Raw genomic sequence first — 26075 nt, 5'->3', positions numbered from 1 at the left:
CACGAAAGTACGGCTGGCGCTTAAAAGGCCAGTGCTGGCTGAGCAGTGTTACTACCCACGCTCACCGCTGCACGTTGTCGCCGTTAATGGCTGTCAGCCAGGGGTAGCGCGCCAGTAGCGCGAGCAGGCCAGCGGGGTCAGTTAGCGAGAAGCTGGGGTCTAACTCACTGAACAGCAGGCTTAGCAAGGCGTAGTCGCTGGGGTAGTCCACGGTGAGGCGTAGCGCCGCCACGGCGGGCGGCACGGCCAGGGCCAGGGTTTCGAGGCGGAACAGCTCGGGGTGGCGGCGCAGGTAGGGCGTCACGTGCTCGCGCTCGTCGGGCAAGATGGCTTCACGGTGGGCGCGCCGCAGGGCGGCGGCGCTGATTACTTCGAGATTAGTGCCTAAGGGCAAGCCAGTTGTGTGCGTGTAGTCGGCTCTAGTGGCGAAATGGTGAGCCACTGCCTTATCCAGAAATGCCGGGTCGACAGCGGGGTTGTCGGCGGTGAGGCGCACGATGGTTTCAAAGGGACCAGCCTGCGCCAGCGCGCCCGCGAAGCGGCCCAGCACATCCTGCTCATCGCCCCGAAACACGCCCGCACCCAGCCGGTAGGCCAGCGCCGCTAGCGGGGCGTCGAGCGGCTGGGTAGTGGTGGCTACCACGACTTCGCGCACCGAAGTGGCCCGCCGCGCCCGACCCACCACGTGGCCCAGTATGGTCTGCTCGTCGCCCAATGCCGATAACGGCAGCGGCAACTGCGACTTGCCCGGCAGCCGCGACGACCCCAGGCGTGCTTGTATAAGTGCTAAAACGCGAGGTGGTTGCTGCGTCATAATATTCTCTAGCGAATGGTCCAGCCGCCGTCCACCACCAGGTTGTGGCCCGTTACGAAGTTGGCCGCGGCCGAGCTGAGAAACACGAACGCGCCGGCCAAATCCTGGGGCTCGCCCACCCGCTCCAGCGGAATGCGTCGCCGCAACTCGCCCTCAAACTCCACTTCCGTCCGCACCGCATCAGACGGAAACGCCCCCGGCGATACGCAGTTAACCTGAATATTCTCGGGCCCCAGGTAGGAGGCGAAGTACTTGGTTAGTTGAATCATAGCGGCCTTGCCCGCGCCGTAGTGCGGTGGGTTCAGAAATTGCGGGTGCGCGTCGTAGGCCGCAAAATCGGGGGCCACCACGCCGTACATGGAGGCCACGTTGATGATTTTGCCGCCGCCCGCCTCGCGCAGGTAGGGCAGTACCTCGCGCAGGCAGCGGTAGGCCGTGCCCACCGAGCCATCGAGGCCCAGGGCAAAGTCGGCATCGGGCAGCGCGTCGGGCTGCTGGCCCCGGCTATAAAACGCGTTGTTGATGAGCACGCTGGGCGGCCCGTACAAGTCGAAGCTCTGGCGAAACGCCGCCTGCACCGAGGCGGTTTCGGAAACGTCGCAAAATATAAAGTGCACGTTTTCAAGAACTTCTTCAAAAACGCTGGCAAACTTTTCCTTACTACGGCCTAGTACTACCACCCGTGCGCCGTGGGCCAGCAGGCCCGCCGTAATGGCCCGGCCAAGGTGCCCGTAGCCACCGGTAAGCAGCACGGTGCGGCCGGTGAGGTCAAACAGATTGCGGTAAAACGGGTCGGTCAGGGGCGCGGCGGCCATGCGTAGGGGAGGATAAAGGTGTCGGTAGGCTCGGCTAGCTCCAGCAGGGCCGGCCGCAGGTCTTCGGCCGCGGCTAGGTAGGCGGCGGCCGCCAGGTTTTCGTGCAAATTGGCCACAGAGTCAACGCCAATTACGGCCCGCGCCACGCCCGGCGCGCCGGCCGCAAACAGTAGCAGCGCGGCCGGCAGCGGTACCTCGGCTTCGGCGGCCAGCGCCCGCAGGCGCGTCAGCTTGGGGGCCAGCGGCTGGAAGAAAGCGGGGAGCGCGGCCGGCTCGCGCAGCAGCAACCCTTGCAGGAACGCCGACCGCACGTGCACCTCCACGCCCCGCGCCGCCAGGTGGGGCAGTACGTCGGCAAAGCGCTGGTCCAGCACATTATACGGCACCTGCACCAGGTCCACATCCCAACCCTGGGTTAACAGCCACTCGGCTTCGTGCGGGTGGTAGAGCGACACGCCGATGCGCGCCACCTGCCCAGCCGCCCGCGCCGCTTGCAGCGCCTGCCAGGCCACCGGCTCGGCCCGCAAAGGCCCGAACGCGTGGAACATGACGCCGTATAGTCGCGTCCGCCGCAGGCGGGCCAGCGACTCGGTGAGGTGCTGGGTTACCGCCGCCGCCGGGCCCGCCGGCACTTTGGTAATAAGTTCGAAAACAGGGTTTTCGCCGGCCAACTCACCCAGCCGAGCTTCGCTGTTGCCGTAGGCGCTGGCCGTGTCGAGCAGGGTGAGGCTAGCGGCCTGGGCAGTAGCCAATATCGCCGTCACGGCAGTGGATGCGGGCTGCCCGGCCTGGTTGTTAAGGCCGTAGGCCAGGCCAAACTGCGCGGTGCCCAGGGCCAGCCGTTGGGTCAGGGCCCGCAGGTCGGCCGGGGTGGGGGCGGGGCTCACGCGGCGGGATTGTGGGCCATGAACTCGCGCACGCAGTCGATAACGTAGGCTTGCTCGGCATCGGTGAGGGTAGGGTAGAGCGGCAAACTCAGGCAGCGGGCGTAGTAGGCCTCGGCGTGCGGAAAATCGCCAAATTTCCAGCCCAGGTTTTCGTAGTACGGCATCCGGTGCACGGGCACGTAATGTACCTGAGCCAGAATGTTTTTGGTGCGCAAAAACTCGTAGAGTCCGCGCCGATTGACCACCTGCACCACGTACAAATGGTATGCGTGGCCCGGCCGGCCGGGGGCTAGCACATCCACGCCGGGCAAGGTGGCAAAGGCGGCATCATACTGCGCGGCCAGCGTGCGGCGGCGGGCCAGCCCAGCCTCAGCGCGAGCCAGCTGGCTGCTGCCTAACGCGCAGAGAATGTCGGAGATACGGTAGTTATAGCCGAGCTCCTGCATCTCCATGTACCAGCCACCCTCGTCCTGGCGCAGCAGGCCAGTGGCTTCGCGCTCAATGCCGTGAGTGCGCAGGCGGCGCAGGCGGTGGTAGAGGGCCTCGTCGTTGGTAGTAACCATGCCGCCCTCGCCGGTGGCAATATGCTTCACGGGGTGAAAGCTGAAGATGGCCAAGTCGGCCAGCTGCCCGCTACCGCACTGCTGCTGAGTGCCTTGGCTATCCATAAAAAAGCCGCCCGGCGCGTGGCAGGCATCCTCAATCAGCCAGAGGCCAAACTCGTCGGCCAACGCCCGCGCCGCTTCCATGTCCACGGCCAGCCCGGCAAAATCAACTGGAATAAGGCCGGTGTAGTAACCTTTGGGCTGGCCTTCCAACAGCTTCCTAACTACTTGTAAATCAATCAATCCCGTAACGGGGTCAATATCAGCAAAGTGCACCTCGCCTCCGCAGTAGCGCACGCAGTTGGCCGAGGCTGCGAAGGTGATGGGCGTGGTAATGACGCGCTGCCCTGGCTGCACATTTAGCGCCAGCGCGCACAGGTGCAGGGCGGCCGTGCCGTTGCTCACGGCCACCGCGTAGCGGGCACCCACGTAGGCCGCAAACTGCTCCTCAAACTCCTGAACGCGAGGGCCTTGGGTTAGAAAGTCAGAGCGTAGCGTGGCTACCACGGCCGCCACGTCTTCGTCCGTAATGTGCTGGCGGCCGTAAGGTAGCGGCTGAACTGGGCGGGTTTCCAAATTGACTAATTTATAGTATCAACTACGTAGTTAACAAATAATTAAACCTCAAAGTTGGCATCGACGTGCAGTCGGATTTCGTCCCGAATCTGCTCGGCCGACAGCCACTCGCTGTTGTTGGCCGAGTCGTAGTGAAAATCGGTGGCCACGCGCTTGCCATTGAAATGCTTAATGAAGTCTTCCTCTTTCCAACCAGCTGAGGTAGTGGGTAGTATGACGTAGTAACGGTCGAGCTCCACCGTGCTCAGCGCGTCGGTCTGGGTTATCATTTCCTCGTGCAGTTTCTCACCGGGCCGGATGCCCACTATTTTTTGCTCGCAGTTGGGCCCAATGGCGCGGGCCACTTCCGTGATTTTGTACGAAGGGATTTTGGGTACGAAAATCTCGCCGCCCCACGAGTGCTCCAGCGCATAAAGCACCAAATCGACGCCTTCCTCCAGCGAGATGTTGAAGCGCGTCATGTCGGGGTGCGTGATGGGCAGCACGCCCGTGTGCCGCTGCTGCAAAAAGAACGGCACCACCGACCCCCGCGAGCCAATCACGTTGCCGTAGCGCACAACCGAGAGGCGTAAATCTCTGCTGCCCTTCATGTTGTTAGCCGCTACGAAGAGCTTATCGGAGCACAGCTTGGTAGCGCCGTAGAGGTTGATGGGCGCGGCGGCCTTGTCGGTACTCAGCGCCACTACCTCCTTCACACCGCAGTCGAGGGCAGCATTAATCACGTTTTCGGCCCCAAAAATGTTGGTTTTGATGCACTCCATCGGGTTGTATTCGGCGGCCGGCACCTGCTTGAGGGCGGCGGCGTGGATGATGATATCCACGCCCTCGCAGGCCCGGTGCAGGCGCTCACCGTCGCGCACGTCGCCAATGAAAAACCGGATGGCCGGGTACTCGCTGTGCGGAAACTCCTGGCTCATCTCGTACTGCTTCAGCTCATCGCGCGAAAACACAATCATCCGCCGCACCCCCGGGTACAGCTTAAATACGGTGCGCACAAACTGCTTACCAAACGAGCCGGTGCCACCGGTAATGAGCAAAGACTTGCCGTTGAGGTCGAGGGCCATGAAAATAATCGAAATGAAACCGCAAAAATAGGCCGCCCGGCGTTGACACGCGGCTAGGCACGCTTGGCCCGGCGGCCGGCGCGCACTAGCTCAGCGAGTTGGGCCGCCTGGGCCTGCCGCGAGTAGCGGGCCGCGCCCGCCTCGGCGGGCAGGTCGAGGTTGGGGCTACGCAGCCACTGTTTCGCCAAGCCGTCCAGGGTGCGGCGCATTAGGTCGTAATCGTTGTAGGGCAGGGCCTGGCCCGCGCCCGCTTCGCGCAGAATTTTGTCGGCGTCGGAGCCGGCTGGGCCCACGCACAGCACCGGCTTGTGCGCCGCCAGGTATTCAAAAAGCTTGCCTGGCAAAATGCCCTTATTCAGCGCTACGTCGGGAATCCCCATTAGTAATATGCTGCTGCTCAATAAGTAAGCTACTGATTCCTGGTGCGGCACGAAGGGTAGAAACTCGGTAACCGGGCCAAGGCCTGCGGCCGCCACCTGGCTGCGCACGCCCTCATCTACCTGCCCCACAAAGCGCAGGCGCAGCGGCACGGCCGGGTAGGCGGCGGCGCAGGCCACTACGGCCCGCAGCAGCTCCTCGATGCGGTAGCGCGCCGTGATGGTGCCGGTGTGCGTGATGCGCAGGCAATCGGTCGGCGGGGCCGAAACACCTTGAAAATCAGCTTTATCGTAGCCATTGGGCAGCACCACTATTTTGCCCTTGGCCAAGTCGGGTAGCTTGCGGCGAAACAGCCGCTCGGTTTCGGGCGAGGTTACCAGCACGGCATCGGCCCCGCGTAGCACCTGGCTTTCGTAGCGCGCATCGAGCCAAGCGGCCGCGGCTGTGCGGTGCAGGTCCTTGGTGTAGTAAATGTCGGTCCAGGGGTCGCGCAGGTCGGCCAGCCAGCGCAGGCCGTGCTTTCGTTGCAGCTCTAAGCCAATGAGTTGGGTGGAATGCGGCGGCGAAGAGGTTAGCACCGCATCAAACGTGGCCCCTTGGGCCAGCAGCTTTTCCACGGCGGCCAGCGCGTAGGCGTTCCAGCCCCGGCGCGGGTCCGGAATAAACAAGTTGCCCCGCACAAAGCGCATGGCTTTTTGGGTGAAGCCCGGCGCGCCCTCGTTGGCAAAGCCGCCGTGCGGCACGGCCCGCCCGGTCAGCTTCTGGTACGAGCCAAACGGCTCCAGCGTGGCCGTGCGGATAACGCGCACACTGGCCGGCACCTCGCGCAGCAGGCTTTCATCGCGCACCGGGTAGGTGGCCTGGTCGGGGTCCACGGTAATCACGGTGGGCTCCACGCCTAGGCCAGGCAGGTATTTCACCCATTTCAGGCACCGCTGCACGCCGGCCCCGCCCGAGGGCGGCCAGTAATAAGTAATAACGAGCAGGCGGAGCGGTGGGGAATTCAACGGGTGCAAAACTACGTTTCAATGCTCATTGCTTCTCCCGTAACTTTGGACTCTCACCAAACAGCCTGTTAGACATGAGCGACGACCAAATGCTGGAATTCATGGCGCAAGTCAGTGAGTTTATGCGCTCGACTGACCGTCAGTTTGAGCAAACAAACCGCCAGTTCGAGCAAACAAACCGGCAAATCGAGCAATTGATTACGGTGATGCACAACGGGTTTGAGCGCATGGCTTCCCAACTGGGTAGCTTAACGGAGGAAGTGCGGGGTACTAACAAGCGCGTAGACCGGCTGACGGACGAAACCAGTGCTATCCGCCGCCGCCTGAATGCCACCTTCGACCAAGCCGGCCATCTCACCGAACAAACGGAAGCGGCTGCCTTGCGCATCACACACGTCGAGCAAGCCCAGCAGCCCACCAATGCCGAGCTGCACCAGCGCCTGCTGGCAGTAGAAACCAAGCTAAACCAAGCTTCCTAAGCCTCCATACAGCCGATAGCAGCCATCCGAATCTGCGAAATCAGCCCAATCTGCGTTAATCTGCGATTTTATGTTCGATAACCTCTCCTCCAAGCTCGATAAAGCCATCAAGACCCTCAAGGGTCAGGGCTCCATCTCCGAAATCAACGTGGCCGCCACCGTCAAGGAAATCCGCCGGGCGCTGGTCGATGCCGACGTTAACTATAAGGTTGCCAAGGAAGTAACCGATAAGATTAAGGACGAGGCCATGGGCCGCGACGTGCTCACGGCCATTTCGCCGGGCCAACTCATGGTCAAAATCGTTTACGACGAGTTGACCCAACTCATGGGTGGCGAAAAGCAGGACATCGTCATCAAGGGCGACCCGGCCGTGGTGCTACTCTCGGGCCTACAAGGCTCGGGCAAAACAACCTTCGCCGGCAAGCTGGCTACCTTCATCAAGAAACAAAATCGCACGGTACTGCTGGTGGCTTGCGACGTGTACCGCCCCGCCGCCATCGACCAGCTCAAGGTGCTCGGCGAGCAAATCGGCGTGGAAGTGTACTCGGAGCCGGACAACAAAAACCCGGTCGAGATTTCGCAGAATGCCATTGCCTACGCCAAGAAAAACAACAAGAAGGTAGTTATCGTGGACACCGCCGGCCGCCTAGCCGTGGACGAGCAGATGATGCGCGAAATCGAGGCCGTTAAAAAAGCCATCAACCCCAGCGAAACGCTGTTCGTGGTGGACTCGATGACCGGCCAGGATGCCGTAAACACTGCCAAAACCTTCAACGACCGCCTCAACTTCGATGGCGTGGTGCTCACCAAGCTCGACGGCGACAGCCGCGGCGGCGCGGCCCTCAGCATCCGGGCCGTGGTCGAAAAGCCCATCAAGTTCATCTCGACGGGCGAGAAAATGGAGGCGCTCGACCTCTTCTACCCCGACCGCATGGCCCAGCGCATCTTGGGCATGGGCGACGTAATCTCGCTCGTAGAGCGCGCCCAGCAGCAGTTCGACGAGGACGAAGCCAAGCGTATCAACGCCAAGATTCGCAAAAACCAGTTCGACTTCAACGACTTCCTCGGCCAACTCGAGCAAATCAAGAAAATGGGTAACCTGAAGGATTTGGTAGGCATGATTCCCGGTGCCTCGAAGATGATGAAAGACGTCGAAATCGACGACGACGCCTTCAAGCCGGTAGAAAGCATCATCAAGAGCATGACCAAGCAGGAGCGCGCCCAGCCCGACCTCATCAACGGCTCGCGCCGCCGCCGCCTCGCGGCCGGCTCCGGCACCGATATTCAGCAGGTAAATGCCCTCATGAAGCAATTTGAGGACATGCGCAAAATGATGCGCACCATGAATAAGATGAGCCAGACCAAAGGCGGCATGGCCCAAATGGCCAAAATGATGGGCGGTATGAAAGGCGGTGGCATGCCCGGCATGGGCCGCCGCTAAGCCAGCGAATTAAATTGCAAAAAGAAACCCCCGACCATTAATTTGGTTGGGGGTTTCTTTTTAATTCGTAATTAAAATGCGCGGAATATCTTTTTCCCGCAAATCAATATCAGTTGGCAAAGGCTGCTTGGTAAACTCATCAAAGCAAACCGTACCCATTCCTTTAAACTTCATCTGCGGGTCATTGATAATAATTACGTGCGGAAACGTGCCGTATTCTTTATCATCCCGCGTTAAGGTTTGCTGGCTGCCGAGGCTGGGGTCGTTTAGTACGTTAGCATATACCAATTGGCCTTGGGGCGCTTGCTTGAAATAAAGCACCTTACTCTCAATGTGGCCGTTGCAAGGGTCGGAACAGCTAGCCAGTGCTAACCCGAATAGGCAGAAGAATAATAGCTTGTGCATGGGCATGGAAAGCAGCTTATTGGTCAGCCAGCCGCAGGGGAGGAATATGCAGGTTTTTGTAAATATCAGCTAACGATAACTCCAATCCCAGTGCCGGGATTGGCATCTTATCAGCAAGTTGACGGTAAGAAGTCAAATTCCACGTGTCGTTGGAGACGCGGGTGTAGCTCTCCACCAGCAAGCGGGTTTGCGTGACCAGCACATATTGCTGCAACGAGGCAAGCTGCCGATACTGCTCGGCTTTCCAACCCCGGTCGTGGGCTTCCGTGCTACGTGACAGCACCTCCACAATAAATACCGGTCGGTGCACCGTGAGGGGGTCATTATCGTCTGGGTCGCAGCTAACAACTACGTCTGGGTAGTTATAATACAGCCCAGCTTCTACCGCCAGTCGCACGTTCTCCGAAAATACCTCACATTCACGCTCGCCAAGCTGCTGCCGTAGTCCAAATACTAAGTTGTTAATCAGTTTGTTATGCGCCTTGGTAGCACCTGATTTCGCCTCTGGCGAATTGGGTCCATCAAGCGCAAATAACTCACCATGGTAGTACTCGTGACGGATATCTGACTGCTCTTCAAAGGCAAAATATTCCTCGACAGTATAATGGTGCTGATAGACGGATTGGGCAGCTGACATAAAATAAACAGGATAAATGATATAGTTAACCTATTCAATGGGGTGTAAAACGTAGGTTACCATTGCTAACCTTCGGTAGGTAACGAAAATCTGAACCCTTTTTGGTGATTTTTCTAAAACCACTACAATCTTACACTCATCACCATCTTGGTCAACTGCATTACCCTCGAACCCAATGCTATTTTTGATACCATAAGGTTCATCAGATTCAATCTGATTTATAGCAATGATATTCAGTGTCTGTTTGGGTTCGGAATAGAAAATGACTCTTTCGATATTTTTACCTAAAGTATTAGACTTTAATACTACTAAATTATCATTTTTAATGACATCTCCCCACCCATCCCAATCGGATGTTGATTTATTTCATTTGCAAACACGCATGGAAGCGGTTCTGAACTGGAGAGATTCTTGAGCACTTGCATTGAGTGAAATGCAGAAGATTATAAAAAAGATAACTGTAAGTGGTTTCATGATGCGAAATACTACACCACCGAAAAATCAAACGACTCCAAAAACTTCGTCGTGAAATTACCGGCTTTAAAATCTTCACTATCCATCAGTGCTAGGTGAAACGGAATGGTTGTTTTCACACCTTCTACCACGAATTCGCTCAGGGCGCGCTTCATTTTTACGATGCACTCCTCGCGGGTTTGGGCCACGGTGATGAGCTTGGCAATCATGGAATCGTAGTTGGGCGGAATCTGGTAGCCCGCATACACGTGGGTATCGACGCGCACGCCGTGGCCGCCGGGAATGTGCAGCGTGGTGATGCGGCCCGGCGCGGGTCGAAAATTGTTGCGCGGGTCCTCAGCGTTGATGCGGCACTCCATGGCGTGCATCTTGGGGAAGTAGTTTTTGCCCGAAATCGGGATGCCCGCCGCTACCTTAATCTGCTCCTTAATGAGGTCATAGTTAATGATTTCCTCGGTTACCGGGTGCTCCACCTGGATGCGGGTATTCATTTCCATGAAGTAAAAGTCGCGGTTGGCATCCACCAAAAACTCGATGGTGCCCACACCCTCGTAGCCAATGGCCGAGGCCCCGGCGATGGCCGCCGCGCCCATGCGCTCGCGCAGGTCGTCGGTCATGAAAGGGGAGGGGGCCTCTTCCACCAGCTTCTGGTGGCGCCGCTGAATGGAACAGTCGCGCTCCGAGAGGTGGCATACGTGGCCGAACTGGTCGCCCACAATCTGCACCTCAATGTGGCGGGGCTCCACTACGTATTTTTCCAGGTACATGCCGTCGTTTCCGAAGGCCGCCTTGGATTCCGTGCGCGCATCGTCCCAGGCTTTCTGAAATTCGTCGTCGCCGTTGATGATGCGCATGCCGCGCCCGCCGCCACCCGCCGTGGCCTTGATGATGACAGGGTACTTGATTTCGTTGGCAATTCTTTTGCCCTGCTCCACTGAGTCGAGCAGGCCCACCGAACCGGGTACCACGGGCACGCCCGCCTTAATCATGGTGGCTTTAGCGGTGGCCTTATCGCCCATCTGGTTTATCATCTCGGGCGTGGCCCCGATAAACTTGATGCCGTTTTCCTGGCAAATGCGCGAAAACTCCGCGTTCTCGCTCAAGAAACCGTAGCCCGGGTGAATGGCATCGGCATTGGTAATCTCAGCGGCCGCGATGAGCGTAGGAATGTTGAGGTAGCTCTGGCTGCTGGCGGGCGGCCCAATGCACACGGCCTCATCGGCGAAGCGCACGTGCAGGCTCTCCTTGTCGGCAGTCGAATACACGGCCACCGTTTTGATACCCATCTCGCGGCAAGTGCGGATAACACGCAGAGCAATTTCGCCCCGGTTGGCAATCAGAATTTTATTGAACATGGCCAGGAATGGCGAAGTCTAGGGGAAGGGAATAAAAATCAAAAGAACGTCATGCTGAGCTTGTCGAAGCATCTCTACCGCGCCGCTCGCAACTATGCAACGAAGCGGTAGAGATGCTTCGACAAGCTCAGCATGACGTTCTTTTTTGGGAAGCCAACGTAGAAAAAGGCTACTCAATCAGGAACAGCGGCTGGTCGTACTCCACGGGAGTAGCGTTTTCTACCAGTACTTTCACAATGCGGCCGGCCTGCTCAGCTTCAATCTCGTTGAACAGCTTCATTGCCTCGATGATGCAGATAACCTGTCCTTTCTCCACCATGTCGCCCACTTGCACGAAAACGGGCGAGTCGGGGCCGCTGCTACGGTAGAACGTACCAATCATCGGCGATTTAAGCGAAGTATAGCTAGCGCTAGGCGCTGCCTCAGCGGCCGTGGCCATAGGGGCGATGGGCGGCAGTGCCGGGGCGGCTGCCATTGGGGCTGCCTGCTGCGGCGCGGCGGCCTGGGCCGCCCCCACCGTCACAATTTGCTTGGTGTTAGGCTCGCGCTGCACCGAGATTTTAAACTCTTCGGTTTCAATATTAACTTTATTGAGGCCCGACTTGGCGATAAAGTCGAGTAATTCCTGGAGTTCTTTGGCTTTCATGGCAGCGTCTTTTTTGGGCGGGTTTTTGGAAGATTCTTTCGACATACTCGTAAGCTGTGAACTCTTAGCTGCTGGCCATTAGCTTTTCTTTAAGCCGAAAGCTAACGGCTAGCAGCTAAGAGCTAACAGCTTAGAATGAAATTACTTAACGCGCTCTACGTAGGAGTAGTCGCTGGTTTTAATACGGATTTTAGTATCCGTATCAACAAACAGCGGTACCTGAATGCGGGCTCCCGTTTCGACTGTGGCCGCCTTGAGGGTGTTGGTGGCTGTGTCGCCGCGCAAGCCGGGCTCGGTGTAAGTTACCACGAGGTCTACGGTGGTGGGCAATTCGGCGGTGAGGGGCTGCTCGGTTTCGGCGTGCATGAGAATGGTCACGACCTGGCCTTCCTTCATGAGGTCGGCGAAGGGCACCATTTCCTCGGCCAGCACAATCTGCTCGAAAGTGTCATTGTCCATGAACGTGTAGCCGTAGTCGTCCTTAAACAAATATTGGTGCGGGCGTTGCTCCACGCGGGCAGTTTCAATTTTCACCCCGGCGTTGAAAGTGTTGTCCAATACGCGGCCAGTCTTGATGTTACGCATCTTGGTACGCACAAAGGCGGGGCCTTTGCCGGGCTTCACGTGCTGAAACTCGGTGATAACGTGCAAATCGTTGTTGTACATGAGCACGAGCCCATTACGAAAGTCGGCGGTGGTTGCCATTGAATTTAAGCTGTTAGCTAATAGCTGCTGGCCGTTAGCTTTGGTGATTTATAAAACGTTCTATATGATACCGTTAGCAAATAAAGCTAACAGCTATAAGCTATTGGCTAACAGCCAAATTACGAATTGTATGCCCACTTGATATGCATGGCTCCCCAGGTGAATCCGCCGCCGAAGGCCGCGAAAATTAGGTTGTCGCCCTTGTGCAGCTGCTTTTCATAGTCCCAGAGGCAGAGCGGAATGGTGCCATTGGTGGTGTTACCGTAGCGCTGAATGTTGAGCATCACCTTTTCGGGGCCGATACCCATGCGGTGGGCGGTGGCATCAATGATGCGCTTGTTGGCTTGGTGCGGCACCAGCCAGGCTACATCATCGTGGCTAAGTCCCTGGCGGTTCATCACTTGCGCGGCCACATCGGCCATGTTGGTAACGGCAAATTTGAAGACCGTGGCACCTTCCTGGTAAATGTAATGCTCCTTATTGGTCACGGTTTCGGCCGTGGGCGGGCGGCGGCTGCCACCAGCCTTCTGGTGCAGAAACTGCTCGCCATTGCCGTCGGTGCGCAGCACCTGGTCGAGCACGCCGTAGCCCTCGGTGTTGGGCTCCAGCAGCACGGCCCCGGCCCCGTCGCCAAAAATGATGCAGTTGGCGCGGTCGGTGTAGTCCACGATGGCCGACATTTTATCGGCCCCCACCACGATAACCTTCTTGTACATGCCGCCCTGGATGAACTGCGCGCCCGTAGCCAGCGCGTACAGGAAACCCGAGCACGCGGCGTTCATATCATAGCTGAAGGCATTTTTGATGCCCACCGCGTTGGAGATGATGTTGGCCGTGGCTGGAAACAGCACATCGGGCGTCACGGTAGCGCAAATGAGCAGGTCCACTTCTTCGGGCCGGGTATTGGTTTTTTCCAGCAGCCGCTGCACCGCCTGAATGCCCATCACCGAGCTGCCCTTGTCTTTACCCTTCAGAATACGGCGCTCCTTAATGCCGGTGCGCGAAGTAATCCATTCGTCGGTGGTATCGACCAGTCGCTCCAGCTCCTGGTTGGTGAGCACGTAGTCGGGCACATAGCCTCCGACTCCGGTAATGGCGGCGGTAATCTTCATGAGCGCAAAGGTGCGGCCCAAACCTCAACCGTGCGGCCCAGGGCCGCCCCGGTCAGGGTCAGGATTTGAAAGTGTCTTTAATCTTGTCTACAATACCTGAGTGGGCCATTTGGTAGCCCTGTATCAGCATATTGCAAATGGCCAACGGCGTGCTCACGCCGTGGCCGATAATGGCGTTATCGTTGATACCCAGGATGGGTGACCCGCCAATAGTTTCGTAGTTTACTTTTTCAAAGAATTCGTCGTTCAGGTTGCGGGTAACCATGATGTCGTACATCGACTCGGCCATTTTCAGCATCACGTTGCCCACATAGCCATCGCACACGATGACATCGGCCTTGTCGTTGAACAAGTCGCGACCTTCGATATTGCCAATGAAGTGGATGTGCGGGTTCACCTTCAGCAGCTGATAGGCGGCCTGCGTAACGAGGGGACCCTTGCCTTCTTCTTCGCCCAGGCTCATCAGGCCCACGTTGGGGCGGGCAATGCCCAGCACGTAGTGCGCGTAGAGCGAGCCCAGCTCGGCAAATTGCTCCAGCATCTCGGGTTTGCAGTCGGCATTAGCTCCTGCATCAACCAAAATACCATAGCCACCCGCCAGCTTGGGTACGAAGTTGGCAATGGCCGGGCGCAGCACGCCGGGCACCGCTTTCACCGTAAACATGGCCCCCACGAGCATGGCGCCCGTGTTACCAGCCGAGCAAAAAGCGTCGATTTCGCCGCTGTGCAGCAGGCGGTAGCCCACGGCAATGCTGCTATCCTGCTTTTGCTGGAATGCCTTGGCGGGGTGTTCGCCCATGCCAATGGTTTGCGTGGAAGGCACAAATTGGAGCGCGGCGGCGCTGGGGCCGTGGGCCTGCAATAGGGGTAGCACTTCGGCTTCCGTACCGATAAGCACTACCTGCGCTTTGCCGGCCAAGCGCTGGGCAGCCAGCACGGCACCGGCCACGGCAGCCTGGGGGGCGAAGTCGCCGCCCATAGCGTCGAGGGCAATTTTCATGAACGCGGATAAAGTAAAGAGTCAGCCATAGAGCGCAAGGCGCGAAACCAAACCGGGCCGGACTGCCAATCTCAAAAGAGCAGTCCGGCCCGATGGTACCGCGAAATAACAACGCTTTCGGCTATTCTTCGTCCGAGCCCGTGTCGCCAGCGGCGGCTGGGGCAGCTACCGAGGTGTAATTTTTGATGGCCAGCTGGCCATTGTGATACAAATCACCGTCTACTACGTAGGCCTTGTGGCGCAGGTGCAGCTCGCCCGTGTTGGGGCAGATGGTCACGGCCTTAGGGGTCAGCTTGTGGTGGCTACGACGTTTGTCGCGGGTGGCGGTGGAGGTCCGGCGCTTAGGATGTGCCATGGTCTTGGTAAGGGGAAATTAAGAGTTAGGAATTAGGAATGATGAATTAGCACAGGGTCCTAATTCAGGTTTTTGAGGGCAGCCCACCGGGGGTCGGCTGGCTCATCATCATCCGGACCTTCGTTGGGAGGACGGGTCGAGAAGATGAGTTTGGTTTCAGCATCAGGGTCGTCATCGGCTTCGTTTTGGAAGCGCGGATGCAGCTTTTTCATGGGCAAAGCCAGGCCGATATAATCGTAGAGGTGCTGCGCAATGTCAAGGGCCATCGTATCGGGCGTGATTTGCATCACGTCGTCGTCTAGCTCCTTCGCTTCGTCGCTATAGCGCACAAGTAGCTTATTCTCAATATCCAGCGGCTGGTCGTACTCATCCAGGCTGCGGTCGCAGGTGAGGCGCACGGTGCCGGTGATGTGGGAGTCGATGGTGATAACGCGCTCACCCTTATCGAGAACTACGTCGGCGTGCAGGTCGCCATCGGCGATGAATTCGCCTTTGGGGTCGAACTGCTCGAAGAAGTCGTGGCCGAGCTCAAACGCAAAATTATGCGTCTTCAGCGACAGCCGGGCGATGGGCAACTCAAATTGCGGGTCCTTTTTCACAGTTAGCCGAATTAACGGGGGGGCAAAGGTACGGATTTATGTTGGCTTTATCAAGCCGATTGGGGCGTGGTTAGCCGGGGTCAGGCTGTTTTTAAGATAAACTCGGGGCTGATATCAAGCCGCTCGTAGAGTTTCTTGGCCAGGTCCATGGTTACGCGCCGCTTGCCGCTCAGGATTTGGGAGAGGCGGCCGGCGGGCACTTCCAGCAGCTGGGCCAGGTCTTTTTGCTTGAGCTGGCGCTGCTGGCGCTTGAGTTCAATCATGGCCGGCAGGGTGGTGGGCTTTTGGGGAATGGGAAACATTTCCTGCCGAAGCTCATAGTCCTGAATAGCAAGAGCCAACTTAAGTGCAAGCGGCTGCAACTCGGGATGCGCATCAATATCCTGAACTTCAAGAATATCGAATTGGCGAAAAGCCTCTCGGTATTCCTCTACGGTGTTGATAATCATGGCTTGATGAATAGGACAGTGGCGGCATCAACGGCATCATATTCCTGGTGGGTACCAATGAACTTGACGTAAATAGTGCGTACGGAGAAGTTGATGGAAGCAATAAGTCGGTAGCGATTGCCACGAATGTTGAATACAAAACGACCATTGCCGACATAATCAGCCAAGTTGAATGACTGCCGTACCGCTGCGCCATTGGCCCAATCGGCAGCCAGTACGTGGTGGTACCACTCTTCCAAAGCTGCGTCAGCATCGGGATGAGCTTCAGCAAAAGCCCGCAGTACCGTGCGACTTATAATAACCATGCGAGCACACAAGAAACGCGGCCGTTGCCAGCCGCGTTTCAAAAGTAGAAAGAAAATTTCGATTTGATAAATTTCTATCGTACCGAGCGGGGGTCGGCGGCCCCCAGCTGGCGGGCACGTACGATGTCGCAGGCTAAGTACACGGCGGCCCGGAAGGAGGAGGGGTCGGCCACAAACTTGCCGGCAATGCCGTAGGCGGTGCCGTGGTCAGGGGAGGTGCGCACCACGGGCAGGCCGGCGGTGAAATTGACGCCTTGCTCAAACGCCATCAGCTTGAAGGGAATCAGGCCCTGGTCGTGGTAGAGCGAGAGCGTGGCGTCGAACTGCCGGAACTGGCCCGTGCCGAAGTAGCCATCGGCCGGGTAAGGGCCAAATACGAGGTGGCCGTCGTGCTCAAACTGCCGGATAACGGGCGTTACCACGTCGGCTTCTTCGCGGCCGAGCAGGCCGTTTTCGCCGGCGTGGGGGTTGAGGCCGAGCACGGCTATTTTAGGCTTGAGGATGCCGAAATCGTGGGTCAGCGACTTGAGCAACATGCGGATTTTGGTGCGCAGCAGGTCGCTGTTGAGGCGGGCCGATACATCCTTCAGGGGAATGTGGCCGGTGGCAGTGGCCACGCGCAGGCTCTGGCTCTCATCAACCAGGAACATGAGGTTATCAGCGGCCCCGAAGTAGCTAGCTAAGAACTCGGTGTGGCCGGGAAAGCGGAAGTCATCGGCCTGAGTGTTTTCCTTACTGATGGGGGCCGTGACGATAGCATCGAGTAGGCCGGCCTTGAGGTCGCGGGCGGCGCAGAGCAGGCTTTCGCGGGCGGCCTGGCCGCTGGCGGGCGAGGGCTGGCCGGGGGTGAGGTGGAAATCCTCGTCCCAGCACGTGACGGCGTTGAGACGGCCGGGGGCAATGTCGGCCGCGTCGCGCAGCTGCCGGAAGGTGAGGGGTTCGGTGTTAGGCTCAAGTGGGAAATCATCGAAGAGCGCGGTGGCCGTGCCATAGACTACGGGCGTGCACTGCTGAAGCAGGCGCTCATCGCGCAGCGTTTTATAGATGACTTCAGGGCCGATGCCGGCGAGGTCGCCCACGGAAAAACCGAGGCGGGGAAGGGGGTGGGGCATGAAAATGTGTGGTAAGCTTTAGCTTGCCGGGACACAACACGGCTAACGAAAAAGGATAACACGGCAAGCTAAAGCTTACCGCACTTGCTTGGTTAGGAACTCATACAGCAGGCGTACGCCGGTGCCGGTACCGCCCTTGCCTCGATAAGAATCGGGTGCGGTCAGGAAGGCGGGGCCGGCGATGTCGAGGTGCAGCCAGGGCGTGCCTTCGATGAAGCGCTCCAGAAACTTGGCGGCCGAGATGTGGCCGGCTTCGGCCTTGCCCAGGTTGGAGAGGTCGGCGATGTCGGACTTGATGTGGTCGGCGTAGTCTTCCCAGAGCGGAAACTCGACCAGGCGCTCGTGCACGCGGTGGGCGGCGGCCAGCAGCTGGGCGGTGGTATCGGCCTCGGCGGTGCCCATAACGGCGGCGGCTTCGGTGCCGATAGCGCGCACGGCGGCCCCGGTGAGGGTGGCCAGGTCGATAACCAGCGTGGGGTGGTATTTTTTGGCAAAGCTGAGGGCATCGGCTAAGAGCAGGCGGCCTTCGGCATCAGTGTTTTTCACTTCGACGGTGAGGCCCGAGTGCATGGTGAGCACGTCGCCGGGCACGTAGGCGAGGCCGCCGGGGCGGTTATCGGTGGCCGGTACCAAGCCGATAACGTGCAGCGGCACGTTGTTTTTGGCCAGCGCGTAGAGCACGCCGCCCACGGCCGCGCCGCCGGCCATGTCGCACTTCATCATATCCATGCTGCCGGGGGTGGGCTTGAGGCTGAGGCCGCCGGTGTCGTATACCACGCCTTTGCCCACGAGCACGTAGGGCTGCTTATTCTGCGCGCCTTCGGGCTTCCACTCCAGGATGCTGAAAGTGGGCGGCTCGGGCGAACCCAGGTTCACGGCGAGCAGGCCGCCCATGCGCAGGCTCTCGATGCGGGCCATGTCGAGGATGTCGGTGGTGTAGCCGGCCACGTCGCCGCCTTCGGCCAGGCGGTCGGCAAACTGCTGGGCGTTCAGCTTGTTGAGCGGCGCATTGACGAGGTCGCGGGCGAAGGCCACGCCTTCGAGCACGTGTTGCAGCGCCGTGATTTGGGCGGCGGTGGCGGCGTTGCCCACCAGGTTGATGGTAGTAAGGGCGGCTGCCTGGCGCGATTTCTCGTCCGTTTTATAGCCTTCAAACTCGTAGGCAGCGAGGAACAAGCCTTCGGCCAGCGCGAGGGTGGCGTCGGCGTTTTCGCTCAGGTTCTGGATGAAAACTTCGGTGGTTTTCTCTTTTTTCAGCGCGCCTTGCAGCTGGTGGCCGGCTTTGCGCAGGGCTTCGAGGGCGAGGTCATCGGTGCGCTTCTTTTCGAGCACCACGAAGTAGTGCTGGTGCGAAAAGTGGTTGAGGGTGATGAATTTCTGGTCGGCGGCCAGGGCGGCTTCGACGTAGCTGCGCGCCGCGGCGGGCAGGTCGGTGGCGGCCGCTTCGGGCAGGGTGGTGAGGCCGGTGGGCAGCACAAATACCTGGGTGGCGTGGGCCGGCACGGTGGCGGCGTGGGCGAGCGTAAGGGACATAATCGGAATAAGAGGTGCTTAACTTTGGCGTGAAGGTATTGTAAAACGGAGTGGCACTCCGTTTTAGCGTCTGGGCCAGACCAAGCGGAAACGGAGTGCCACTCCGTTCCACACACCCGAATGATTCTTCACAAAACGCTGCGGCTCTTGCTGCCCCTCCTTGGCTCTTCGCTGCTGGCTTCGGCCCAGCTGATGCAGCCCAAAGCCACGTTTACCCGCGCCGATTCGCTGCGCGGCGGCCAGCCGGCCGAGCGCACCTGCTATGATATCAACTACTACCACCTCGACGTGAAGCTCGACGTGGCTAACCGGGCCATCAGCGGCAGTAACCTGTTTCACTTCACGGCCACGCGCGATTTCACGCGGCTGCAATTCGACCTGTTTGCCAACCTGACGGTGGAGAAAGTGGACTACCACGGCCGGCCGGTGCCCTTCACCCGCGAGGCCAACGCAGTGTTCGTGACCTTTCCGCAGGCGATTAAGCAGGGGAGCCGCGACGAGTTTACGGTCACCTACTCGGGCCAGCCCACCGTGGCCAAAAAAGCGCCCTGGGACGGCGGCCTCGTGTTTACGCAGGATGCGGCCGGGCAGCCCTTCGTGGCCAGCGCCTGCCAGGGCGTGGGCGCCAGCATCTGGTGGCCCACCAAAGACCAGCAGGCCGATGAAGTGGACAGCATGCTCATCAGCATTGCCGTGCCCAAGGGCCTGAAGGACGTGAGCAACGGCCGCCTGCGCGGCACCGCCAAGCTGCCCGGCGGCTACACCCGCTACGACTGGGCCGTGACCAACCCCATCAACAACTACGACGTGGCGCTTAATGTGGGCAACTACGTGCATTTTAACGACTTATACCAGGGCGAGGCCGGCCCGCTGACGCTCGATTACTGGGTGCTGCCCGAAAATCTGGCCAAGGCCAAAACGCAGTTTGCCGCCAACGTGAAGCCCATGCTCAAGAGCATGGAGTACTGGTTTGGGCCGTACCCGTTCTATAAGGATGGCTACAAGCTGGTGGACGCGCCGCACTTGGGCATGGAGCACCAGAGCGCCGTGGCCTACGGCAATAAGTACCAGAACGGCTACCTGGGCCGCGACCGCTCGGCCACCGGCTGGGGCGACAAGTGGGACTTCATAATCATTCACGAGAGCGGCCACGAGTGGTTTGGCAACAACGTGACCAGCAAGGATATCGCCGATATGTGGGTGCACGAAAGCTTTACCACCTACTCCGAAAGCCTGTTTGTGGAAAGCCAGTTTGGCAAGCCGGCGGGGCAGGAATACCTGCACGGCCAGCGGCGCAACATCCAGAACGACGGCCCCATCATCGGCCCCTACGGCGTGAATAAGGAAGGCTCCAGCGACATGTATGATAAGGGCGCGAGTCTGCTCAACATGCTGCGCACGGCTATTAACGACGATGCTAAGTGGCGCGGTATCCTGCGCGGTATCTCGCGCACCTTCTACCACCAAACCGTGACCGGCCAGCAGATAATCGACTACATCAACAAAGAAGCCGGCCGCGATTTCAGCCCCGTGTTTGCGCAGTATTTGCAGCAGCGCAGCCTGCCGGTGCTCGAAATGCGAATGGAGAAAGACCGGCTGCTGGGCCGCTGGGTGGCCGCCGCGCCGGGCTTCGACCTGCCCGTGCGTGTGCGCACCAAAGGCGGTGAGTACCAACTTGTAACGCCCACGCCCAAGTGGCAGCCGTTGCCCCTGCCTGGCGCTACCCGCGACAACGTAGAAGTGGATACGTTCAACTACTACGGCGGTGTGCTGATGGATTAGGGCGGTGTAGAGCCGCATCCTTGCGTCTCGTCGTGTGCGCCGGCTGGCCGATTCCGTTCAAAGATGAGACGCAAGGATGCGGCTCTGCATATTCTTTGCTCTCTTGTTTAATTAATTGGTAATGAGTGAGTTGATTTGCAGGACGGCAACGGAGGCCGATGCGCCCGCCATCACCGAGCTGGCCAACCAGCATACCCACCAGCAGCTGAGCATCCCGGCCCGGGTAAGTGGTTTTCTAACCGGTAATTTCACTGTGCCGGCGCTTCAGGCTATGCTGGCCTCGGTGCCGGGGCAGGTCGCGTACCGGCAGCAAGAGTTGGTGGGCTTCGTGGTGAACTCGAGGCTGCCAGCCGAGCGCTACCCGCCGCTGGTGCAGCAACTCGTGGCGCTGCTGCCGACGCTGCACTACCGGGAGCGGCCATTGGCCGATTACCGGTGGTTTTTCTACGGACCCGTGCTGGTGCAGCCCGCTTACCGGGGGCACGGGCTGCTGCGGCAGCTGTTTGAAGCCAACCGGCGGGCCCTGGCGGGGCAGTTTGACGTAGGCGTGGCCTTTATTGCCGCCGAAAATGCGGCCTCGCTGCATGTGCACACGCAAAAGCTGGGGTTGGAGCCCGTTGGTAACCTCGATTTCGCGGGTGTTTCCTACGTCATTCTGGCGTTTGCGGTAGGTTAGCGTATCGGCGCTTTTGGGTATAAGGCGAGGGCTTCGGGCCGGCTTGCCGATATTTGGGCCACCTTCAGCCTTTGGGCCAAGGTAGTTTGCTCACCAGATGGGAAACCAGCGGGGGCGGCGGCCTGGCCGCTGGCCCGGCCCGCGTTTTCTGTCGCACTCGTCAAGTTCGTGGCCCCCTACACCGTTCGCCCCAAAAAGCACCTCGGTCAGCATTTTCTCGCCGACCCTAATATTGCCCGCCGCATTGTGGAGAGCCTGCGCCTGCCCGATGCCGTGCACGAGGTGCTCGAAATCGGCCCCGGCATGGGCGTGCTCACGCAGTATTTGCTGGACAATAAGGCCTACCAGACCAGCGTAGTTGAGATTGATACGGAGTCGGTGGCCTACCTCACCGAGCATTACCCGGCGCTGGCCCCGCGCATTCATGCCACCGATTTTTTGCGGCAAGACCTGGGCGTGATGTTCCCGGATATGCCGCTGGCTATCATCGGCAACTTCCCCTATAACATCAGTACCCAGATATTTTTCCAGGTGCTGGAAAGCCGCCAGCAGGTGCGCGAAGTGGTGGGCATGCTGCAAAAAGAAGTGGCCGAGCGCCTGGCCGAGCCGCCCGGCTCCAAAACTTACGGTATCCTGAGCGTGCTGCTGCAGGCCTACTACGACATCGAATACCTGTTCACGGTGCCGCCCCACGTATTCGTGCCGCCGCCCAAGGTAGAGTCGGCCGTGGTGCGCCTCACCCGCAACCAAACCGAGCGACTGAATTGCGACGAAAAGCTGTTCTTCCGGGTGGTGAAGCAGGCGTTCTCGACCCGCCGCAAAACCCTGCGCAACGCCCTGCGGCCGCTGGGCCTTTCGAGCGAAACGATGGCCGCCGAGATTTTTGATAAGCGCGCCGAGCAGCTGGGTGTGAGCGATTTTGTGCTGCTGACCAATTTGGTGGCGCAGGCGTGAGGAGGCAGAAGATTTTGAGGTACTCTTTCCTCTTGCTACTAGCTGGCAGCATCGAACGCTGCGCTGAGCCCGAGAGAACGCTATTATCAGGTCGTTACTATAGTTCGTACACAGAAGATGGAGACCCAGGGCTGTATTTTGATGACCCTCAGACAGGGCCAATAGAATTAGCGTATTCTTATCGAGTTGGTGTAGCTAAGGGCTATGTAGTATCCTGTGGCGATAGCTGCTACCTGTTTCCAGCAGCAGCAGCTACAGTTGAAGCCGCCCGCCGTACCCAAATAGGCCCATTCACTACGGCTGCCTGCAAAAAAAAGGTTTTTCAACTAACTGGTGATTCCTTGCAGCTTAGGTCACTTGTTGAATTTTAAGGCAGATAATCAGTTCCTGATTTATATATCACCAATTCGCTCCTTTTTGCCATGTTGCGCAACTTGTTATTAATCAGTATGCTGGTTTCAATAAGCTGCATCCCCGCCCAGCAAAAATTCTACTTTGTTGGCTGCATCGAGTACGAAAACGAGTACCAGAACACGGCCGGCGAAACGATGTACTACGCTGTGAAACCCAAGAACTGGTTTTACGTGCAGGGCAATAATTTCAAGATGTACGACCGCAAAAAGGCGCTGCAAGAACTGTACGTGGGCGCTACCAATGAGCTCTACCACTTCGAGCAGGGAAAAGCCGTGCTGGTGGCCGACACGGCCCGGCGCACGCCCCGCGCCACTATCAAGTGCCTGACTACCACGGCCACCATCCTAGGCTACCCGTGCCAGATGCTGCAAATGGTGCGGGGTGGCCTGTCGAGCCTGGTTTTTTATTCAGATGCAGTGCGCGTGCGCCCGGCCGATTTTCGCCAGGGCCGCTCCTCGGGCTGGTACGAGCTGCTGCAAGCCACCGACGGCGCGTTGCCGCTGCGCACCATTACCGTCAATGCTGAGCACGGCGTTACGGCTACCAGTGAGGCGATTGCGGTGCGGCCCATGACGCTGGCGGCGGCTGATTTTACGACTACTGCGCCGGCGCGGTAGTCGTAAAATCAGCTCAGGTCAACGCTACAAAGGCAGCCCGCGGGCCGGGGCTGGGTCATTTGCCGGCCAAACTTGTTAGGGAAGCATAAAGTAAGTAGCCGGGTACACTACGCTTCCACCAGTGCCCGCTTGATAACGACATGACGCTCTGCCTGATAATCGACGATATGCACCCTTCCCTGCTACCCATGCTCCGCAGCATTGGCGTGGAGGGCGACTACCAACCCAAGCTGCTGGCCGCCGACGTGCCCGCTGCCCTGGCCGCCCGGCCCTACGCGGGCCTCATGGTGCGCAGTAAGCTGCGCGTCACGGCCGCCCTGCTTGCCCACGGCCCGCAGCTACGCTACGTGGCCCGCGCCGGCGCCGGCATCGACAACATCGACGCAGAGGCCCTGGCGGCGGCCGGCGTGGTGCTGGTGAACGCCCCCGAGGGCAACCGCGACGCGGTGGGCGAGTTTGCCACTGGGCAGCTGCTGGCGCTGCTGCGCCACAGCATCACGGCCGATGCCGAGGTGCGCCGCGCCGAGTGGCACCGCGAGGCCAACCGCGGCGAGGAGCTGGGCACCAAAACCGTGGGCCTGCTCGGCTACGGCCACATGGGCCGCGCTTTTGCCCGGCGGCTGCGCGGCTTCGGCTGCACTGTGCTGGCGCATGACCATGACCCCGAAGTAGTTACCGATGGCAATGCCGAGCTGGTGCCGCTGGCCGAGCTGCACGCCCGCGCCGAGGTGCTGAGTATTCATATCCCATATTCAGCTGCTAATCATCAGTTTATCAATGAGGCGTTTCTGGCGGCTTTTCAGCACCGCATCTGGCTCGTGAACACGGCCCGCGGGGAGGTGGTGGACCAGGCGGCCCTGGTGGCGCGGCTGCAAAGCGGCCAGGTGCGCGGTGCCGCCCTCGACGTGCTCGACAACGAGAAGCTGGCTACCCTCACGCCCGCCCAGCAGGCCAGCTTTGATTACCTGCGCGCCGCCCCCCACGTGGTGCTCTCGCCCCACATCGGCGGCTGGACGCACCAGAGCTACCAGCGCATCAACGAGGTGCTGGTGGCTAAGATTGGAAAATTAATGGTTAATGATTAACGGTTAGTGATTAATGACCGGATACAGCTTGCCAAATCGGCCATTAATCATTAATCACTAACTATTAACCATTATTCGACCTATCTTTGCCTTACCAAGTAGGGGAGAACGGCTGGCCACTGTGCCAGCCGTTCTCTTTCTTTTTTACCTGACCCACCCGCTACGCGAAAACAGTCCTGCAATACGATGGCTACTATCAATTATTACACCGCCGAGGGCCTGCAAAAGCTGAAAGACGAACTCCAGGAGCTCAAAGTGCGCGGCCGCGCCAAGGCCGCCGAAGACCTGCGCGAAGCCCGCGATAAAGGCGACCTGAGCGAAAACGCCGAGTACGACGCCGCCAAGGATGCCCAGGGCCTGCTCGAGCTCAAAATATCGAAGCTGGAAGAAGTGCTGGGCAATGCCCGCGTGGTTGACGAAACCAACATGGACTTCAGCAAAGTGCTCATCCTGAGTAAGGTAAAGCTAAAAAACCTCAAGAATAACATGGTGCTCGACTACCTGCTGGTGGCCGAGGAAGAAGCTAACCTAGCCGCCGGCAAAATCTCGGTAAAGTCGCCCATCGGCAAGGGCCTGCTGGGCAAGGAAGTAGGCGACGTAGCCGAAATCACGGTGCCCGCCGGCAAGCTCCAGTTCGAGATTCTGGAAGTAGGCCGGTAAAAATGTGCGGTAAGCTTTAGCTTGCCGTAGCGCAAAATGCAATCAAAGGCGAACCTGGTTAAGGTTCGCCTTTCTTTTTTTTCTTCGTTCTTTGCCACCCGGCAAGCTAAAGCTTACCGCACATTCCTATGCCATCCATATTTTCCCGCATCGTTTCGGGCGAGCTGCCGGCCTACAAAGTAGCCGAAGATGCTGACCACCTGGCTTTTCTCGATATCACGCCGCTGGTGGAAGGCCACACGCTGGTGGTTCCTAAAAAGGAAATCGACTACATCTTCGACCTTTCGCCGCAGGCGCTGGCGGCGCTACACGTGTTTGCGCAGCGCGTGGCCAAGGGCGTGGCGGCGGCCGTGCCTTGCAAGCGCATTGGCGTGGCCGTGATTGGGCTGGAGGTGCCGCACGCCCACATTCACCTCATCCCAATGAACAAGGTGGCGGATATGAACTTCGCCAACCCCAAAATAACTGTGCCCGCCGCGCGCATGCAGGAGCTGGCCACCGCTATTGCCGCGAAAGTAGACGGCGGTAGCGGTTTGCCCGCTGCGCCTGCAGCAGCTGCGGCTACCCTAGCTACCGCCGCCCCTGACCCCAACGACGCCACCCTGGCCCAACTGCAAAAGCTCACGGCCGGCCTTAACTTCATCAGCGAAGCCGACGCGCCGCTGGAAGCCGTAAGCTACGCCGCGCCAGTCGGCGACTTAACTAACGCGCAGCTGCTGAAGGTTTTGGGTGAGCCCACCGATGCTAAGGTGCAAACCAAGGAACTGACCGTTTTCCTCAGCAACCACACCGCTGACGATGGCGTGACCGGCGACGTGAAGCTGGCCAATCGCTTCAAAGCCCTCCAGATGTACCTGAAGCAGGAACTGGATGGCGTGCAAGTATACCGCATCGGCACCGGGCCGCAACTGCACGCCTACGCCCTGGGCCGCGACGTGGCCGGCCGCCTGGCGGGCTTCAAAACCGTGCTCACGGAAAGCTAGCCTGAATAGCCGAAAAAGAACGTCATGCTGACGATAGGAAGCATCTTGTTAGGGCCGTTGGATGAAGCGGCCGAGATGCTTCCTGTCGTCAGCATGACGTTCTTTTTTGCCTAGTTGCTTTCGGTGAGCACGACTATTATTTGAATTAAAA

Annotated in this window: 28 protein-coding genes; 9 read left to right on the top strand and 19 right to left on the bottom strand. The window is 59.0% G+C overall.

Annotated elements, in window-relative coordinates; translation table 11 throughout:
- Positions 1-61: 61 nt before the first annotated feature.
- Genes ACYVGC_RS01000 through ACYVGC_RS00975 form a run of 6 tightly spaced genes read right to left on the bottom strand, consistent with a single transcriptional unit; the run spans position 62 to position 6146 of the window.
- Positions 62-814 (bottom strand): cytidylyltransferase domain-containing protein, encoded by a 753-nt coding sequence (locus ACYVGC_RS01000; protein WP_460581910.1) that lies wholly within the window; start codon positions 812-814, stop codon positions 62-64.
- 8 nt (positions 815-822) lie between these two features.
- Positions 823-1629, bottom strand: a complete 807-nt coding sequence (locus tag ACYVGC_RS00995; protein ID WP_460581909.1) for an SDR family NAD(P)-dependent oxidoreductase — start codon at positions 1627-1629, stop codon at positions 823-825.
- On the bottom strand, positions 1611-2516 hold the full coding sequence (locus ACYVGC_RS00990) for an aldo/keto reductase (RefSeq protein ID WP_460581908.1): 906 nt from the start codon (positions 2514-2516) through the stop codon (positions 1611-1613). Before ACYVGC_RS00990 ends, ACYVGC_RS00995 begins: the two co-directional genes overlap by 19 nt.
- Positions 2513-3697 carry a PLP-dependent aminotransferase family protein gene (gene pseC, locus ACYVGC_RS00985; protein WP_460581907.1) on the bottom strand — a complete coding sequence of 395 codons (1185 nt, stop codon included), beginning with the start codon at positions 3695-3697 and terminating at the stop codon, positions 2513-2515. The genes ACYVGC_RS00990 and pseC overlap by 4 nt, the downstream gene beginning before the upstream one ends.
- A 41-nt stretch (positions 3698-3738) precedes the next feature.
- Complete coding sequence (gene pseB, locus ACYVGC_RS00980) at positions 3739-4761, bottom strand: UDP-N-acetylglucosamine 4,6-dehydratase (inverting) (protein ID WP_460581906.1); 1023 nt, start codon at positions 4759-4761, stop codon at positions 3739-3741.
- Between the two features lie 53 nt (positions 4762-4814).
- Positions 4815-6146, bottom strand: a complete 1332-nt coding sequence (locus ACYVGC_RS00975) for a glycosyltransferase family 4 protein (protein ID WP_460581905.1) — start codon at positions 6144-6146, stop codon at positions 4815-4817.
- A gap of 74 nt (positions 6147-6220) precedes the next feature.
- Here ACYVGC_RS00975 and ACYVGC_RS00970 point away from each other — a divergent pair, with 74 nt between their 5' ends.
- Both ACYVGC_RS00970 and ffh read left to right on the top strand, forming a co-directional pair.
- The gene (locus tag ACYVGC_RS00970) at positions 6221-6625 is read left to right on the top strand and encodes a hypothetical protein (protein WP_460581904.1); all 405 of its coding nucleotides are present in this window, start codon (positions 6221-6223) and stop codon (positions 6623-6625) included.
- 70 nt (positions 6626-6695) lie between these two features.
- A complete protein-coding gene (gene ffh, locus ACYVGC_RS00965; RefSeq protein ID WP_460581903.1) occupies positions 6696-8066 on the top strand; it encodes a signal recognition particle protein in 1371 nt (456 codons plus the stop codon).
- A gap of 60 nt (positions 8067-8126) precedes the next feature.
- On the opposite strand, the gene ACYVGC_RS00960 is transcribed toward ffh, so the two are convergent.
- The 13 genes from ACYVGC_RS00960 to ACYVGC_RS00900 form a co-directional block, all read right to left on the bottom strand.
- Positions 8127-8471 carry a hypothetical protein gene (locus tag ACYVGC_RS00960; protein ID WP_460581902.1) on the bottom strand — a complete coding sequence of 115 codons (345 nt, stop codon included), beginning with the start codon at positions 8469-8471 and terminating at the stop codon, positions 8127-8129.
- 16 nt (positions 8472-8487) lie between these two features.
- Positions 8488-9108 (bottom strand): Uma2 family endonuclease, encoded by a 621-nt coding sequence (locus ACYVGC_RS00955; RefSeq protein WP_460581901.1) that lies wholly within the window; start codon positions 9106-9108, stop codon positions 8488-8490.
- A gap of 485 nt (positions 9109-9593) precedes the next feature.
- The gene (gene accC / locus ACYVGC_RS00950) at positions 9594-10937 is read right to left on the bottom strand and encodes an acetyl-CoA carboxylase biotin carboxylase subunit (protein WP_460581900.1); all 1344 of its coding nucleotides are present in this window, start codon (positions 10935-10937) and stop codon (positions 9594-9596) included.
- Positions 10938-11106: 169 nt separating this feature from the next.
- A complete protein-coding gene (gene accB, locus ACYVGC_RS00945; protein WP_460582406.1) occupies positions 11107-11583 on the bottom strand; it encodes an acetyl-CoA carboxylase biotin carboxyl carrier protein in 477 nt (158 codons plus the stop codon).
- A 141-nt stretch (positions 11584-11724) separates the two neighbouring features.
- Positions 11725-12288 carry an elongation factor P gene (efp, locus tag ACYVGC_RS00940; RefSeq protein ID WP_460581899.1) on the bottom strand — a complete coding sequence of 188 codons (564 nt, stop codon included), beginning with the start codon at positions 12286-12288 and terminating at the stop codon, positions 11725-11727.
- A gap of 119 nt (positions 12289-12407) precedes the next feature.
- The gene (locus ACYVGC_RS00935; RefSeq protein ID WP_460581898.1) at positions 12408-13400 is read right to left on the bottom strand and encodes a beta-ketoacyl-ACP synthase III; all 993 of its coding nucleotides are present in this window, start codon (positions 13398-13400) and stop codon (positions 12408-12410) included.
- A gap of 58 nt (positions 13401-13458) precedes the next feature.
- Complete coding sequence (gene plsX / locus ACYVGC_RS00930; RefSeq protein WP_460581897.1) at positions 13459-14400, bottom strand: phosphate acyltransferase; 942 nt, start codon at positions 14398-14400, stop codon at positions 13459-13461.
- A gap of 121 nt (positions 14401-14521) precedes the next feature.
- Entirely contained in the window at positions 14522-14755 is a 234-nt protein-coding gene (gene rpmF, locus ACYVGC_RS00925) for a 50S ribosomal protein L32 (RefSeq protein ID WP_144850195.1), read from the bottom strand.
- Positions 14756-14814: 59 nt separating this feature from the next.
- Positions 14815-15354 (bottom strand): YceD family protein, encoded by a 540-nt coding sequence (locus ACYVGC_RS00920; protein WP_460581896.1) that lies wholly within the window; start codon positions 15352-15354, stop codon positions 14815-14817.
- Positions 15355-15434: 80 nt separating this feature from the next.
- Positions 15435-15803: a helix-turn-helix domain-containing protein gene (locus tag ACYVGC_RS00915; RefSeq protein ID WP_460581895.1), complete on the bottom strand. Its 369-nt coding sequence runs from the start codon at positions 15801-15803 to the stop codon at positions 15435-15437.
- Positions 15800-16108 carry a type II toxin-antitoxin system HigB family toxin gene (locus tag ACYVGC_RS00910; RefSeq protein WP_460581894.1) on the bottom strand — a complete coding sequence of 103 codons (309 nt, stop codon included), beginning with the start codon at positions 16106-16108 and terminating at the stop codon, positions 15800-15802. Before ACYVGC_RS00910 ends, ACYVGC_RS00915 begins: the two co-directional genes overlap by 4 nt.
- 74 nt (positions 16109-16182) lie before the next feature.
- Entirely contained in the window at positions 16183-17220 is a 1038-nt protein-coding gene (gene pdxA, locus ACYVGC_RS00905; protein WP_460581893.1) for a PdxA family dehydrogenase, read from the bottom strand.
- Positions 17221-17295: 75 nt separating this feature from the next.
- Positions 17296-18753 (bottom strand): leucyl aminopeptidase family protein, encoded by a 1458-nt coding sequence (locus ACYVGC_RS00900; protein WP_460581892.1) that lies wholly within the window; start codon positions 18751-18753, stop codon positions 17296-17298.
- Positions 18754-18873: 120 nt separating this feature from the next.
- Here ACYVGC_RS00900 and ACYVGC_RS00895 point away from each other — a divergent pair, with 120 nt between their 5' ends.
- The 7 genes from ACYVGC_RS00895 (at position 18874) to ACYVGC_RS00865 (ending at position 25924) form a co-directional block, all read left to right on the top strand.
- The gene (locus tag ACYVGC_RS00895) at positions 18874-20535 is read left to right on the top strand and encodes a M1 family metallopeptidase (protein ID WP_460581891.1); all 1662 of its coding nucleotides are present in this window, start codon (positions 18874-18876) and stop codon (positions 20533-20535) included.
- A 121-nt stretch (positions 20536-20656) separates the two neighbouring features.
- Positions 20657-21211, top strand: coding sequence for a GNAT family N-acetyltransferase (locus ACYVGC_RS00890; RefSeq protein ID WP_460581890.1), 555 nt, complete (start codon positions 20657-20659; stop codon positions 21209-21211).
- A 168-nt stretch (positions 21212-21379) separates the two neighbouring features.
- The gene (gene rsmA, locus ACYVGC_RS00885; RefSeq protein ID WP_460581889.1) at positions 21380-22165 is read left to right on the top strand and encodes a ribosomal RNA small subunit methyltransferase A; all 786 of its coding nucleotides are present in this window, start codon (positions 21380-21382) and stop codon (positions 22163-22165) included.
- A 449-nt stretch (positions 22166-22614) separates the two neighbouring features.
- Positions 22615-23196, top strand: a complete 582-nt coding sequence (locus ACYVGC_RS00880) for a hypothetical protein (RefSeq protein ID WP_460581888.1) — start codon at positions 22615-22617, stop codon at positions 23194-23196.
- A 140-nt stretch (positions 23197-23336) separates the two neighbouring features.
- Entirely contained in the window at positions 23337-24281 is a 945-nt protein-coding gene (locus ACYVGC_RS00875; RefSeq protein WP_460581887.1) for a Rossmann-fold NAD(P)-binding domain-containing protein, read from the top strand.
- Positions 24282-24467: 186 nt separating this feature from the next.
- The gene (greA, locus tag ACYVGC_RS00870; protein WP_460581886.1) at positions 24468-24941 is read left to right on the top strand and encodes a transcription elongation factor GreA; all 474 of its coding nucleotides are present in this window, start codon (positions 24468-24470) and stop codon (positions 24939-24941) included.
- 128 nt (positions 24942-25069) lie between these two features.
- Complete coding sequence (locus ACYVGC_RS00865; protein WP_460581885.1) at positions 25070-25924, top strand: nuclease A inhibitor family protein; 855 nt, start codon at positions 25070-25072, stop codon at positions 25922-25924.
- Positions 25925-26075: the final 151 nt, after the last annotated feature.

Source organism: Hymenobacter arcticus (genome assembly GCF_054779975.1).
Note: the sequence above shows the minus strand (reverse complement) of the source record. Positions and strands in the feature narration are given on the sequence as shown.

Coding starts and splice junctions, on each gene's coding strand:
- ACYVGC_RS00970 (WP_460581904.1), top strand. CDS start 6,221: ATGAGCGACGACCAAATGCTGGAATTCATGGCGCAAGTCAGTGAGTTT.
- ACYVGC_RS00880 (WP_460581888.1), top strand. CDS start 22,615: ATGCTGGTTTCAATAAGCTGCATCCCCGCCCAGCAAAAATTCTACTTT.
- ACYVGC_RS00910 (WP_460581894.1), bottom strand. CDS start 16,108: ATGGTTATTATAAGTCGCACGGTACTGCGGGCTTTTGCTGAAGCTCAT.
- rpmF (WP_144850195.1), bottom strand. CDS start 14,755: ATGGCACATCCTAAGCGCCGGACCTCCACCGCCACCCGCGACAAACGT.
- greA (WP_460581886.1), top strand. CDS start 24,468: ATGGCTACTATCAATTATTACACCGCCGAGGGCCTGCAAAAGCTGAAA.
- pseB (WP_460581906.1), bottom strand. CDS start 4,761: ATGGCCCTCGACCTCAACGGCAAGTCTTTGCTCATTACCGGTGGCACC.
- ACYVGC_RS00875 (WP_460581887.1), top strand. CDS start 23,337: ATGACGCTCTGCCTGATAATCGACGATATGCACCCTTCCCTGCTACCC.
- ACYVGC_RS00895 (WP_460581891.1), top strand. CDS start 18,874: ATGATTCTTCACAAAACGCTGCGGCTCTTGCTGCCCCTCCTTGGCTCT.
- ACYVGC_RS00995 (WP_460581909.1), bottom strand. CDS start 1,629: ATGGCCGCCGCGCCCCTGACCGACCCGTTTTACCGCAATCTGTTTGAC.
- accB (WP_460582406.1), bottom strand. CDS start 11,583: ATGAAAGCCAAAGAACTCCAGGAATTACTCGACTTTATCGCCAAGTCG.
- ACYVGC_RS01000 (WP_460581910.1), bottom strand. CDS start 814: ATGACGCAGCAACCACCTCGCGTTTTAGCACTTATACAAGCACGCCTG.
- plsX (WP_460581897.1), bottom strand. CDS start 14,400: ATGAAAATTGCCCTCGACGCTATGGGCGGCGACTTCGCCCCCCAGGCT.
- ACYVGC_RS00960 (WP_460581902.1), bottom strand. CDS start 8,471: ATGCACAAGCTATTATTCTTCTGCCTATTCGGGTTAGCACTGGCTAGC.
- ffh (WP_460581903.1), top strand. CDS start 6,696: ATGTTCGATAACCTCTCCTCCAAGCTCGATAAAGCCATCAAGACCCTC.
- pdxA (WP_460581893.1), bottom strand. CDS start 17,220: ATGCCCCACCCCCTTCCCCGCCTCGGTTTTTCCGTGGGCGACCTCGCC.
- ACYVGC_RS00900 (WP_460581892.1), bottom strand. CDS start 18,753: ATGTCCCTTACGCTCGCCCACGCCGCCACCGTGCCGGCCCACGCCACC.
- ACYVGC_RS00915 (WP_460581895.1), bottom strand. CDS start 15,803: ATGATTATCAACACCGTAGAGGAATACCGAGAGGCTTTTCGCCAATTC.
- ACYVGC_RS00955 (WP_460581901.1), bottom strand. CDS start 9,108: ATGTCAGCTGCCCAATCCGTCTATCAGCACCATTATACTGTCGAGGAA.
- efp (WP_460581899.1), bottom strand. CDS start 12,288: ATGGCAACCACCGCCGACTTTCGTAATGGGCTCGTGCTCATGTACAAC.
- ACYVGC_RS00890 (WP_460581890.1), top strand. CDS start 20,657: ATGAGTGAGTTGATTTGCAGGACGGCAACGGAGGCCGATGCGCCCGCC.
- ACYVGC_RS00865 (WP_460581885.1), top strand. CDS start 25,070: ATGCCATCCATATTTTCCCGCATCGTTTCGGGCGAGCTGCCGGCCTAC.
- ACYVGC_RS00935 (WP_460581898.1), bottom strand. CDS start 13,400: ATGAAGATTACCGCCGCCATTACCGGAGTCGGAGGCTATGTGCCCGAC.
- accC (WP_460581900.1), bottom strand. CDS start 10,937: ATGTTCAATAAAATTCTGATTGCCAACCGGGGCGAAATTGCTCTGCGT.